The following is a 12,933-nucleotide window of genomic DNA, read 5'->3' as shown; positions in this document are numbered from 1 at the left end:
CCGTGGCGTCATGTCCTGTGAGAGCGACCGCGGGGCGCGGGCCGCTCGATCAGAGGTTTCGACTGATGACCAAGCTTTCCGCGTTGATCTGCGTTCACAACGAGGAACAACGGCTGCCCGCTTGCCTGGCGGCCTTGTCCTTCTGCGACGAGATCGTGGTGGTCGCCGACCGCTGCAGCGACGGCACCGAGGCGATCGCGCGCCAGTACGGCGCTCAGGTGGTTGCGGGGATCTTCCCAATCGAGGGCGCCCGCAAGCACGCCGGCCTGGCGCGCTGCACCGGCGACTGGATCCTGGAGCTGGACGCCGACGAAGGCGTGACGCCGGCCTTCGCCGAGGAAGTGCGCGAGACTATCGCCCGCCCCGGCGCCGCCGACTGGTACCAGATTCCGATCGACAACTATGTCGGCGACCAGCTGGTCCGCCACGGCTGGGGCGGCTCGTTCGGCACGTCCTCGGCCGCCCGCCTGTTCCGTCCCGGCGTGAAGTCTTGGAAGTCCGAGCGCGTCCATCCGGGCGCCAAGCTGGACGGCGTCTATGGCGGTCGCCTGACCCAGCCGCTGCGTCACATGGTCGACGAGGACATCGGCGACATGTTCGCCCGCCTGTCGCGCTACACGGCCCTGCGCGCCCAGGACCTGGCCGACAGTGGCAAGATCAAGGGGATCGCCGACGACGCCTTCCGGGGCGTGCGTCGCTTCTTCAAGTGCTACGTGTCGCGCAAGGGCTATCGGGAAGGCGACCTGGGCTTCCTGATCTCGCTGATGGCGGGGCTTTATCCGATCCTGTCGAACCTGCGCGCCCGCGAAATCCTGCGAGACAGGGCGCGGGACATGGCCAAGGCGCCCCCCACCGCGCCGCTGCCGCTGCGCCGCGTCGAAGCCGGCGGCGTCTAGGCGGCGCTCGCCATGCGGAGCGCCGCGCCTCTGGTGTTTCACCTGATCCTGGGCCGTGAGCTGCGGCTGTGGGCGAAGGCGGGCCACGCCCCGGTCCTCTGGTGGCGCGACGATGACGCGCGCGCCCCCAGCGAGCCGCTGGACAGGCTTCTGGAGCTTTCCCGACGCCACGATGCGCCGCTGACGCTGGCGGCGATCGCCAGTCCGCATCTGCCGACGCTGGTGCGGCGGGTCGAGGCCGAGCCTGCTGTGGAGATCGCCGTCCACGGCTTCAAGCACATCAACCGCCAGCCGCCCGGCCAGGGCTTTGGCGAGGTGGTGGCCGAAGACAGCCTGGACTGGGTTCGCGCCCAGCTGCGCGCCACGGTGATGGCGTTCCATCGGGCGGGAACCCAGCCCACCCTTTTCGTGCCCCCCTGGAACAATCTGGCGCCCCAGCTGACCGAGGCGGCTCGCGACTCGTCGATCACCGCCATCTCGGCCTTCGCCGAGGACCAGGTTTCGTCCGGGGACGTCGCGCGGCTGGACGCCCATCTGGACGTGCTGCGCTGGAAGGGCGGCGGACGCTTCCGCGGCCGCTGGCGATTCCTGTCGCGGCTGCGGCGGCTGCTGGCGCGACGCCGGCTGTCGGGCTGCTGGGACGAACCGATCGGCCTGCTGACCCATCACCTGGATCATGACGCCGCGACCTGGGCGTTCCTCGACCAGTTCCTCGCCGCCTTCACCGTCCGCGCGCGCCAGGGCCTGACGCCCGCCAGCCCGCGCGAGCCAGAGGCGCTCAGCGCCTGATCAGCAGCCTAAGGCCCTAGGCGAGCTCGGGGCGGTCGCGCAGGCACTCGCCGATCGCCCGGGCGCAACCGGGCAGACCCAGGGCGCCCACGAACGACATGGCTACGGCGCAGACCAGCATGATCGGTTGGAAGATGCGCATCGGGAATCTCCGCACGGCGTTCGTCTAGGGCACTGTGCCGGAACAGTAAGACGGAACCTTGACGATTGTTCCGGGCGCGAACGGAAAATTTCAGGAGGCGGTCTTTTCGCCACGCGCGACGTCCAGGCCGTAGGCCTGCCGCGCCGCCTCGATCCGTTCCAGCTTGGCGTTCAGCGACGTCCAGTCGTCGTCCTGGTCGATCGGGGCCCAGAGGGATTCGACCTCGTCGATGATCAGCTCTTCCGGCTCGTCACGCTGAAACACGGCGGACGCCAGGCCCTCGGCGCGGCGCGGCGCGTAGTCGGCGAGGCCGGCCCGGAAAGCCCGGAACGCTTCGCCTTCGTAGAGCCCCGCGCGCGGGCCGCCCAGCGCCCGGGCCTCGGAGGCCTCTCCGCCGAACCAGTCGAAGAAGAAGGGCTCCCAGCGCAGCGTCTCGCCGCCCTCGGCCAGGGCGCGGAACGCGGCGTTGACCAGGGCGAGATCCCGATCGGCGCCCAGGCTTTCCAGGCCCAGCCGGTCCAGCATCGCCTCGCGCAGCGCCAAGCGATAGGCGTCCGAGAAGCCGTTCAGGGCCGCCAGCAGCCCCGCCTGCTCGCCCACCAAGGTCAGGCAGGCGGCCAGTTGCTGCAGGTTCCAGAACACCGCCTCGGGCTGGCGGCCGAAGCTGTAGAGACCCGAATGATCGAAATAGGCGGCCACGAAGTTAGGGTCGTTGCGCGGCAGGAAGCGCCAGGGTCCGTAGTCGAAGCTCTCGCCGGTGACGACCATGTTGTCGGTGTTGAGCACGCCGTGCACGAAGCCCGCCGCCATCCAGCGGGCGAGCAGGTGAGCGCTGGCGGCGACCACCGCCTCCAGCAGCGCGGCCGGGCGGTCGGGCGCGTCGGCGATCGACGGATAATAGGTCTCGACCACGTGATCGATCAGGACCGAGATCAGGTCGCGACGATCGAAATAGGCCAGCCGCTGGAACGTCCCAAAGCGAATGTGGCTGTGGGACAGCCGCGTCAGCACGGCCGACCGGGTCGGGCTGGGCTCGTCGCCCCGCACGAGGGCCTCGCCCGTCTCGACCAGCGAGAACGCGCGGGAGGTCGGAACGCCCAGAGCCTCGAGCAGGCTGGCGGCCAGCACCTCGCGCACGCCGCCCTTCAGGGTCAGCCGCCCGTCGCCCGAGCGCGACCAGGGCGTCTGGCCCGAGCCCTTGGTGGCGAGGTCGAGCAGGCGGCCGCTTCCGGCCTCGCGCAGCTGGGCGAACAGGAAGCCGCGGCCGTCGCCCAGATCGGGATTGTACGACCTGAATTGATGGCCATGATAGCGCATCGCCAGGGGCGTCGGCTGGTTGTCCGGCAAGGGCGCGAAGCGGCCGAAGTGGGCGATCCACGCCGCCTCGGACAGCCCGTCCAGGCCGACGCTGGCCGCCGCGCGCGCATTCCGATGGCGGAGGATCGTCTGCGGAAAGTCCGCCGGTTCGACGGCGTCGGAAAAATCCGGCCCCAAGGCTTGGAAGCGGGGATCGGGGCGATAGGCGGGCGAAAGCGACATGACCGCCAAATGAGGTCGCGGCGACCGCGGCGCAACCCTTCTTCGAAAGTCGATGACGGCCGCCGAACGTTGTCACATCCCGGCAACAGGAGGGCTTAGGCCTTTTTGTCACAAGGGATTTTGCTTGCCGAACGCTCTGGTGGCGCCTAACCCTTGGACATCCATTCGAACAGTCGTTCGAGCGGGACAACGAAAAACAAGCCTGGGGATGGGCAAGCGTCTCCGGGCCAACGAACCGAGGTAGGAAATGCGATTCACCCAGGTGCTTTGCGGCACGGCGTCCGCTGTCGTCCTCGCTGGTCTTGGCGCTTCCAGCGCCGCTCAGGCTCAAACGAGCGACGTCCAAACCGTCGACAGCATTATCGTCACCGCCCAGAAGCGGGAACAGAACCTGCAAGACGTGCCGGTCGTGGTGACCGCCGTCGGCGCCAAGCTTCTGCAGGACACTGGCGTCAAGGACATCAAGGACCTGACGATCCTGACGCCCGGCCTGACCGTGACCTCGACCTCGTCCGAAGCCTCGACCACCGCCCGGGTGCGCGGGGTCGGCACGGTCGGCGACAACCCGGGCCTCGAGAGCTCGGTCGGCGTCGTGATCGACGGCGTCTATCGCCCGCGCAACGGCGTCGGCTTCGGCGATCTTGGCGAGATGGAGCGGATCGAGGTCCTGAAGGGGCCGCAAGGCACCCTGTTCGGCAAGAACACCTCGGCCGGCGTCATCAACGTGATGACCAAGGAGCCGGAATTCGGCTTCGGCGCCAACGCCGAGCTGACCTTCGGCAACTACAGCGCCAAGGGCGCGGCCGCCTCGGTGACCGGCCCGCTGTACGAGGACAAGCTGGCCGGCCGGCTGTACTTCGCGGCCCGCAAGCGCGACGGCTATAACGACGTCATCACCGGCGGCGGTCCGTCCAAGCGCGACCAGGACGCGGACCAGAACTTCTACACCATGCGCGGCCAGCTGCTGTTCGTCCCGGACGACAACGCCACCTTCCGCGTGATCGCCGACTACAGCCGCCGCGACGAGAACTGCTGCGGCGCGGTGCAGATCCGCACCGGCCCGACCTCGGCGATCCTGGCCGCGGCCTCCGGCCAGACGACCCCGGTGGCGGCCACCGCCGATCCGTTCAAGCGCGTGGCCTATTCGAACCGCGGCGCGCCCGCCAAGATCGAAGACAAAGGCGTTTCGCTGCAGGGCGATATCGACCTGCCCTTCGGCTCGCTGACCACCATCTCGGCGATCCGCAACTGGCGCACCGACAACGGCCAGGACTCCGACTTCAGCACTGCTGACATCACCTATCGCAACAAGGACGGCACGAACTATTCCGAGTTCCGGACCTACAGCCAGGAACTGCGGCTCGCCGGCCGCAACGAGAAGTTCGACTGGCTGGTCGGCGCCTTCCTGGCCGATGAGCGGCTGGCGAACCGCGCCAACTTCTACTTCGGCAACCACTACGAACAGTATCTGGGCCGCCTGTTGTCGCGCTCGGCGGCCAACCCGGCGGGCATCCCCAACTTCATCAGCCTGCTGCTGAACCGCGCGCCGAACACCTCGTTCGCGGGCGGCCAGGGCCTGAAGGACCGCTATGACCAGCGCGCCACCACGATCGCGCTGTTCACCAACGACACCTGGCACGTGACCGACGCCTTCGAGATCACCGCCGGCCTGCGCTACACCTCCGAGAACAAGAAGCTGGACACCTACCAGACCAACACCGACGGCGGCGTCGGCTGCGGCACGGCCCTGACCCCGGCGGGCCAGGCCCGGATCGCCAGCATCGTCGGCGCGGCCGCCACCGGCACGGTGGTCGCCAACCTCTGCCTGCCCTGGGCCAACACCCTGTTCAACGGCCGCGGCACCAAGCAGGAGCGCACGGACAAGGAGTGGAGCGGCACGATCAAGGCGTCGTACCGCCTGTCGCCCGAGGTCTTCAGCTACGCCTCGTTCGCGCGCGGCTACAAGGGCGGCGGCTTCAACCTGGACCGCACCCAGTCGTCCAACGGCCTGCCGTCGGGCGGCGCGGGCGTGACGCCGATCTATGACACCTCGTTCCCGGCAGAGTTCGTCGACAGCTACGAAATCGGCCTGAAGAACACCCTGTTCAACCGCACCGTCCTGTTCAACGTCAGCGCCTTCCAGCAGAAGTTCACCGACTTCCAGCTGAACACCTTCCTGGGCACCTCGTTCGTGGTCCGCTCGATCCCGGAAGTGAAGTCCAAGGGCGTCGACGCCGACTTCCTGTGGTTCACCCCGGTCCACGGCCTGGTGGTGCAGAGCGGCTTCACCTACGCCGACACCAAGTACGGCAAGCAGCCGATCCCGAACGACCCGGGCAACGCCCTGGCCCTGCTGCCGGGCAGCCGCCTGTCGCTGGCGCCCAAGTACTCGGCGTCCGGCTCGCTCACCTACGAGACCCCGGTCGGCGACAACATGAAGGCGCGGTTCAACATCGGCGCGAAGTACTCGTCGTCCTACAACACCGGCTCGGACCTGTTCCCGCCGAAAGTCCAGAAGGCCTACACGGTCGTGAACGGTCGCGTCGGCCTGGGCTCGGCCGACGATCGCTGGACCGCCGAGCTGTGGGCGCAGAACCTGCTGAACGAGAAGTACATGCAGGTGGGCTTCAACGGGCCGCTGCAAGGCTCCTCGGGCCTCAGCGCCGCGCAGAGCACCTACAATCCGGCGCTGGACACGATCACCTACGATGCGTTCCTGGGCGCGCCGCGGACCTATGGCGTGACCCTGCGTTCGAAGTTCTGACCGGGAGGGGGAACCCTCGGACCGCCAAGGTCCGGGGGCTTTCGGAAGAGGGGGGCGATCCGGGCGACCGGGTCGCCCTTTTCCGTTCCGCGACCATTTTCGGGGCTTCCGGACGAGCGCGCATCACCTCAGCATGGCGGGGACCAGGGGTGACGCCAGGAGGCCTCGAGCATGAAGACGATCCGCTTCCTTGGCGTCTGGATCTGCCTCGTGATCGGCGTCGCCGTCGGCGTCTGGAGCCTGCGGACGCCCGCCCCGCTGCCGGCCGACGCGCCGCCCGCTACTTTCTCGGCCCAGCGGGCGATGGCCGACGTTGCGGCGATAGCTCAGGCGCCGCATCCCACCGGCTCGGCTGAGATCGCCAAGGTGCGCGACCACCTGCTGATGCGGATGGGCGAGCTGGGCCTTGAGGTGTCCGTCCGCCCCGACCAGGGCTTCTACGCCAATGCCAGGGACCCGTACTTCCTGAGCGTGGCCTCGGTGCAGAACCTGGCGGGCGTGCTGCCCGGCGCCGACCGCGCCCTGCCCGCCGTGCTGGTGATGAGCCATTACGATTCGGTCCCCAACTCGCCCGGCGCCGCCGACGACGCGGCCGGGGTCGCCGCCGCCCTCGAGATCGCGCGAGCCATGAAGGCCGGCGGGCCGGCCAGGCGCGACGTGATCTTCCTGTTCACCGACGCCGAGGAGCCGGGGCTGCTGGGCGCCGAGGCCTTCTTCGCCCGCGACCCGATGGCCAAGCGCGTCGGCCTGGTCGTGAACCTGGAAGCGCGCGGCGACGCCGGCCGGGCGTCGATGTTCCAGACCGGCCCCGGCAATGGCGCCCTGATCCCCGTCTTCGCGCGCGCCGCCAAGGGCCCTTCGGCCAATTCGCTGGCCTCGGCGGTCTATGCGAAGATGCCCAACGACACCGACTTCACCCACGCGGTTCGCAAGGGCCTGCCCGGCCTGAACCTGGCCTTCATCGACGACCAGCTGGCCTATCACACGCCCCTGGCCAGGCCCGACCACCTGGAGAAGGGCAGCCTGCAGCACGTCGGCGACCAGACCCTGCCGACGATCCGCGCCCTGGCCGACGCCGCCGCCCTGCCGCCGCCGGCTCCGGATGCGATCTATTCCGACGTGCTGGGCCAGTTCATGGTCAGCTACCCGCCCGTCGCCGGCTGGGCGCTGCTGGGCCTGGCCGCGGCGCTGCTGCTGTTCGCCGCCTGGCGGACCTTGAGCCTGGGCGCCGCCAGCGGCTGGGAGATCGCCCGCGGCGCGGCGTGCCTGCTGCTGCTGGCCACGACCGCCGCGCTCATCCTGCATCTGGCCGGCCGGCTGCTGAAGGTGCAGGACATCCAGCGCTATTTCGACCTGCTGGTCAGGTTCGACCATCTGCTTTGGGGCGCGGGCCTGCTGGCGATCGCCGCGGGCCTCGGCGTCGCGACCGCCATGGCGCGCGGGGCCGGACGGATCATCCCCTGCGTGGCCGCCCTCGCCCTCGGCGGCGCCTGCAGCCTCGTCGGCGGCTTCGATCCGGTCGGGCTGGGCCTCGGCGTCGCGACCAGCGTGCTGGCGGCCCTGGCGCTGGGCTATCGCACCGACGCGCTGGGCGGCTGGATCGGCGGCCTGGTCGTTCTGCTGGTCCTGGCGACTACGGCCCAGGTCCTGGCCCCGGGCGCGACGGTCATGCTGACCTGGCCGCTGCTGGTCGGAGCCTTGGGCCTGGCCCTGGTGATCGGGATCGGCGGGACGCGCGACAAGCGCGTGGCCCTGGCCCTGACCGTCGTGATCGGCGCCCTGGCCGCCCTGACGGTGGCCCAGCTGACCGCCTGGTCGGCGTTCACCTTCGCCGGGCTGGGCGTGCAGGAACCGGCGGTGCTGGCGCTGTTCGTCCTGCTGGCCGCCCCGGCCCTGTCGCCCCTGACCCACGACTTCGCCGCCACCCGCTGGGCCTGGCGCGCCGCCCTCGTCCTGGTCCTGGCCGGCGGAGGCTTGATCGGCTACGCGGCCGTGGCGGAGGGGACCGCTTCGCGGCCCGCCCCCACCGGCGCCCTGCACCTGGCCGACCTCTCGAGCGGCAAGGCCTGGCGGGTCGCCGAGCATCCGCGCCTCGACGCCTGGACCAAGGCCGCCCTTCCGGACGACGGCGGCGCCGCGCCGACGCAGCGGACGCTCGCGCCGTTCTGGGAGCAGCCCACCTGGATGTCGGAGACCCGCACCGTCCCCGTCGAGGTCCCGCAGCTTTCGATCGACCGCGCCGAGGACCGCCTGCTGGTCCGCCTGATCCCCGCCCCCGGCGCCGAGATGGTCAGGCTGCGCCTGAAACCCGGCGTCGCGCTCAGCCAGCCCCGCCTGAACGGACGGCCGATCAGCCTTAAGATGGAGGCCGGCAAGTGGTCCAGCCTCACCTATCACGCCCCCGATCCGAACGGCGTCACCCTCAGCTTCACGACCCGGGGGCCAGGCCAGGTCGAGGTCGCGGCTCTGGAGTATCACGACGGCTGGCCGTCCCTCGCCAAGGCGCCGCCGCCCAAGCCCGCCGGCCTGATGGCCTTCGGTCAATCGGACAAGACGGCGGTGCTGGTGCGCGGACGGACGCGCTGGTGAGCCCTCAGACCGCGAACACCCCCTCGCCGGGCTCCTTCTCGTAGAGGGCGGCCACACGGTCGGCGCGGCGTTCCAGCGTCGCGCGCTGGTTGACGTAGCCCTTGTCGGTGATCTCGCCGGCGTCGATCGAGGGCGGCTCGGTCAGGATCGTGAAGCGGGCCACGCGCCGCGAGGACCCGCCCGCGGCGGAGTTGAAGGCCGAGAGGCGCTCGCGCAGGATCGCCACCAGCTTCTCCAGCGGCGTGCCGGGCCCGGGATCGGCCACCAGGGCCGCCAGGCCCGCCGGCGAGGGCCACAGCATGGCGCCGATGAACGGCTTGTCCTGGCCGGTGATCACCGCGTCGTGGATGTAGGGGCTGCAGGCGGCGACAAGGTCGGGGCGCAGCACCCCGACGCTGACCCAGGTGCCGGTGTCCAGCTTGAAGTCCTCGGTCACCCGGCCGTCGAAGACGAGGCCCTTCGACGGGTCCTCCGGATCGACGAACCGCGCCGCGTCGCCCAGCCGGTAGAAGCCCTCCTCGTCGAAGGCCGCCGCCGTCTTCTCCGGATCCTTGTGATAGCCGGCGGCCACCGTCGGGCCCTTGACCCGCACCTCGTACTTGGCGCCGCTGGGGGCGAGTTTCAGCTGGATGCCCGGCAGGGGCAGGCCGACCAGCCCCACCCGCTCGGTCACCCAGTGGGTGACGGTGACGCCCTGGGTCTCGGTCGCGCCGTACATGGTGGTCAGCGGGATGCGATGGCCGGTCTCGGCCACGGCCAGGGCCTGGATGCGCTCATAGACGTCGTTGGACAGGGTCGCGCCGCCATAGCCCATGTAGCGCAGGTTCTTGAAGAACGAGCGCCGCAGGGCGGGGTCCTTCTCCATCGCCTCGGCGAGCATCGAGAAGGCGATCGGGGCCGAGCCGAACACGACGGGCGAGACCTCGTAGAGGTTCTTGATCGTCGTTTCGAACATGCCGGGCAGCGGCTTGCCCTCGTCGATGTGCAGGGTGCCGCCGCCCCAGATCACCGCGTTGAAGGTGATGTTGCCGGCCGAGATGTGGCTCCAGGGCATCCACTCCAGGCTCTGGGGGACCTCGTCCGTCTCGGGCTCGTCGGCGCGCAGGCCCTCCTGGCCGGCGATGACGCCCGCCATCATGCCGTGGGTCTGGGGCACGGCCTTGGGCAGGCCGGTCGAGCCGGAGGTGAACAGGTACTTGGCCACGGTGGCGGGCCCGACGCCCTCCAGCGCCGCCTTGAGCGCCGGGGTCGGCGTCGTCGCCGCCACGTCGACGTAGGCGATCGCCCCCTCGCCCGTCCCGTCGGCGGTGACGACCAGCAGGCTCGGGTCGAGGCCTTTGAGGACCTCCAGCGCCTTGCCGAACATCGCCCCGCTCTGGGCGAAGACGACGCGCGGCGCCACGCGCTCGAAGCAGTGCTTGAGCTTAGCGTGGTCGGTCGAGATCAGGCTGTAGGCCGGGCTGACCGGCGCGGCCGGGACGCCGGCGGCGTAGGCGCCCAGGGTCATCAGGGCGTGCTCGATCGAATTGGCCGACAGGATCATGACGCTGTCGGCCGAGGTGAGCCCCCGGTCCAGCAGCCACTGGCCGATCCCCTCGACCTGGCGCAGGGCCTCTTCGTAGGTCACCTGCCGCCAAGGGCCGTGGTTCGGCTCGCGCTGTTTCAGGTACGGCCGGTCCGGATGCTCGGCCGCCTTTTGCGCCAGCAGGTGGGCGATCGAGCGCGGGCCCTCGCCCGGCGGATGGTTCGAGGTGATGACGATCGCGCCGTCGGGCCGGCGCTCGACGCTGACGTCGGGGCCCTTCATCGGCAGCGGCTTGAACGGGGCGGCGGCGGAGGAAGGCTCGCGCACGGGCGAGCCGCCATCGGGCGGCGTCATGGTCTCACTCCCTCAAGTTATCGTTGTTCTCTTGACGGTGAGGCCAAACGCGCCGGGCGGCAAGCCTGACGTGGAGGGAAGCCGAAGCCTCTAGGCCCGCCGGCGCGCCTTGCGGGCCGCCTTGGCCGCCACCTCGGCGGCGGTGACCTGCTCGGCGAAGGCGTCCAGGTCGATCCCGAACCGCTCGCCGCAAGCGCACTCGACCACCGGCAAGAAGCGCACCGCCTCGATCGTCGCCCGCGCCGCCCCGCCGCAGCGGGGGCAGGCGAACTCAAGCTCTACGCCACCAACGTCCACGCCCGCCATGCTGGCCGCTCCGCCGAGTCGATCTTCCCCACGAGGAGACACGCCGACGATGACAGCCGCAAGCGCCCCTTCGCCCCCGCGACCTTCTGTCCGGATTTCGCGCCGGTCAGGCGATTCCCAGACCGCGCCAGACCGGCAGCAGGGTGTCGGCGAAGGCGATGGCCTGGGCCTCCAGCGCCGCCTGCGCCGCCTGCGCCGGCAGGGCCGCCCCGCCGGCGACCAGGGTCTGGCCCTGCGCCGCCAGCGTCCGCGCCGCGAAGGCCGCCCAGTCGGCCGGTCCGCCGCCGTCCCGCTCGCGCGCCAGCCAGAACAGCTGGTGGAAGCGCTGGGCCGGGATCGCGCCGCCGGTCACCGGCGAGGCCAGGAAGGCCAGGTCCGTGGTCTCGGCCGCCCGCCGGGCCAGCTCCAGGTTCAGGGCCCGCGCCGTCCCCGCCCCGCGCGCCGCCGTCTCCGCGTCCTGCGCCGAGGCCACGACGCCCTGGGCCATCAGCAGCGCCAGGGCGGTGGTCAGCTCCGAGAAGGCCACCCCCTCCGGCGCGGCCGCCTCCAGCTCGCCGATCGGCCGCGGCTGGCCCTCGCCCAGGGCCGCCAGGATCGTCTCGTACAGCGGCCCGCCGATGGCGACCTCGGCGAAGGTTCCGCGCGCCTTGTCCAGCGGCTGGTCGGCCGGCTTGGCCAGCACCACCCGCAGGTCGCGCAGCGCCCGGCGCTGGTCGGCGGCGGCCAGGGGCGAGAGCCCCCGCAGCCAGTAGTCGCGGCGGAACTGGGCCTGGACGGCGAAGTCGCGGAAGGTCTCGCGCAGCGACGGATCGGGCAGCTCGCCCAGGAAGCCGGCCATGCCCGGCGAGATGTTCAGCGCCTCGACCTGGTCGGGCATGTAAGCCGAGGTCGCGAACGACAGCTTGGCGCCCGACAGCCGCGCCTCGACGTCGGCGAACCACATCGGATGCCAGTCGCGGTTCATGTACTCGTGGACCATGTAGGCGCGGTCCTGCTTCAGCAGGGCCTCCAGCCGGTCGATCACGCCGGGATTGAGCCGCGAATAGACCGGGTCCTCGGCGAAGAAGCGCTGCATGGTCAGCAGGGCCGCGTCCAGGTTGGCGGCGGGGCCCAGGCCCGGCGCGCCCAGGGTCTCGGCGTGGCGCTTCATCAGGTGGCGCAGCGGCCCGGCCATCGCCCAGCCCGGCTGGGTGTTGTACGAGATGTAGACCAGGCCGCCGGGCTTCAGCTTGCGGCGCAGGAACGCCACGATCTTCTCGCGGGCCGCGTCGTTGACCCAGCTCCAGACGCCGTGCAGGGCCACGAAGTCGAACTCCGGCATCCCCGGCCGCTCGGCGAACTCGTCGAAGGCGTCGTCGAAGAAATTGGCCCGCGCGCCGCTGGCGGCCACCAGGTCGCGGGCGAACACCGCCTGGGCCGGGGCGAAGTCGCAGCCCCACCAGTCGATCCCGGCCTGCGTCGCCGCATGCACCGCCGCCGAACAGCCCTGGCCGAAGCCCAGCTCGCAGGCCGTCTCGATCCTCGGCGCTCGCAGGCCCTTGAGCAGCAGGGGGAAGGCCGCGCGGACCGGGTTCAGCTCCGGATAGGCGCCGTAGGTGTACCCCGTCTCGACCACATAGCCGGCGCTCCAGTCTTCGTTCATCCGCCCCTCCCGAGTCAGGGCCACGGTGGGCCGGGGCGAGGGGCGGGGCAAGGGGTTGAAAGAGCGGCGTTGTGTCACTTGCCCCCTCCGCGCTGACGCGCTCCTCCCCCGGAGGGGGAAGAAGGGGCGCCGCACGCCTTCTGCCCCCTATGGGGGCGGACGGCCGCGAAGCGGCCAGGTGGGGGCAAGTGAAATCAACCTCACGCGATCGCTCGCTGAAGGGACGGAAGGGTATGCGGAGCGCCGGACGTTCGTCCGGAGTGTTGAGTGTGTGTACCGTTTCGACGAAGCCAGACGCTCCGCGCAGTCGTTATCCGGTGAGCCTTCGACGCGCGGGGTTTTAACCCGCTTCCGAAAGAGGCCCCCGGCGGGCGGGCCGGGCTGGCG

Annotated in this window: 9 protein-coding genes; 4 read left to right on the top strand and 5 right to left on the bottom strand. The window is 70.7% G+C overall.

Annotated elements, in window-relative coordinates; genetic code table 11:
* Positions 1–65: 65 nt before the first annotated feature.
* Together DI526_RS07245 and DI526_RS07240 are read left to right on the top strand one after the other, a co-directional pair.
* Entirely contained in the window at positions 66–896 is an 831-nt protein-coding gene (locus DI526_RS07245) for a glycosyltransferase family 2 protein (RefSeq protein ID WP_304276006.1), read from the top strand.
* A 12-nt stretch (positions 897–908) separates the two neighbouring features.
* Positions 909–1,685, top strand: coding sequence for a DUF2334 domain-containing protein (locus DI526_RS07240; RefSeq protein WP_304276003.1), 777 nt, complete (start codon positions 909–911; stop codon positions 1,683–1,685).
* A gap of 16 nt (positions 1,686–1,701) precedes the next feature.
* Here the strand turns inward: DI526_RS07240 and DI526_RS07235 are convergent, their stop codons facing one another.
* Both DI526_RS07235 and DI526_RS07230 read right to left on the bottom strand, forming a co-directional pair.
* Entirely contained in the window at positions 1,702–1,827 is a 126-nt protein-coding gene (locus tag DI526_RS07235; protein ID WP_013077777.1) for a hypothetical protein, read from the bottom strand.
* Between the two features lie 90 nt (positions 1,828–1,917).
* On the bottom strand, positions 1,918–3,375 hold the full coding sequence (locus tag DI526_RS07230; protein ID WP_304275989.1) for a protein adenylyltransferase SelO: 1,458 nt from the start codon (positions 3,373–3,375) through the stop codon (positions 1,918–1,920).
* 238 nt (positions 3,376–3,613) lie between these two features.
* Between DI526_RS07230 and DI526_RS07225 the strand changes: the two genes are divergently transcribed.
* Positions 3,614–6,130 (top strand): TonB-dependent receptor, encoded by a 2,517-nt coding sequence (locus DI526_RS07225; RefSeq protein ID WP_304275987.1) that lies wholly within the window; start codon positions 3,614–3,616, stop codon positions 6,128–6,130.
* Between the two features lie 171 nt (positions 6,131–6,301).
* Complete coding sequence (locus DI526_RS07220) at positions 6,302–8,719, top strand: M20/M25/M40 family metallo-hydrolase (RefSeq protein ID WP_304275984.1); 2,418 nt, start codon at positions 6,302–6,304, stop codon at positions 8,717–8,719.
* A 4-nt stretch (positions 8,720–8,723) separates the two neighbouring features.
* On the opposite strand, the gene DI526_RS07215 is transcribed toward DI526_RS07220, so the two are convergent.
* The 3 genes from DI526_RS07215 to DI526_RS07205 all read right to left on the bottom strand — a co-directional run bounded on the left by DI526_RS07215 (position 8,724) and on the right by DI526_RS07205 (position 12,546).
* Positions 8,724–10,598 carry an AMP-binding protein gene (locus DI526_RS07215; RefSeq protein WP_304275981.1) on the bottom strand — a complete coding sequence of 625 codons (1,875 nt, stop codon included), beginning with the start codon at positions 10,596–10,598 and terminating at the stop codon, positions 8,724–8,726.
* A gap of 90 nt (positions 10,599–10,688) precedes the next feature.
* A complete protein-coding gene (locus DI526_RS07210) occupies positions 10,689–10,904 on the bottom strand; it encodes a hypothetical protein (protein ID WP_304275978.1) in 216 nt (71 codons plus the stop codon).
* Positions 10,905–11,010: 106 nt separating this feature from the next.
* Positions 11,011–12,546 (bottom strand): class I SAM-dependent methyltransferase, encoded by a 1,536-nt coding sequence (locus tag DI526_RS07205; protein WP_304275975.1) that lies wholly within the window; start codon positions 12,544–12,546, stop codon positions 11,011–11,013.
* Between the last annotated feature and the right edge of the window lie 387 nt (positions 12,547–12,933).

The organism is Caulobacter segnis (genome assembly GCF_003243465.1).
Lineage (GTDB): Bacteria > Pseudomonadota > Alphaproteobacteria > Caulobacterales > Caulobacteraceae > Caulobacter > Caulobacter segnis_A.
The sequence above is the reverse complement of the archived record's forward strand: the minus strand, read 5'-3'. Positions and strand labels throughout refer to the sequence as shown.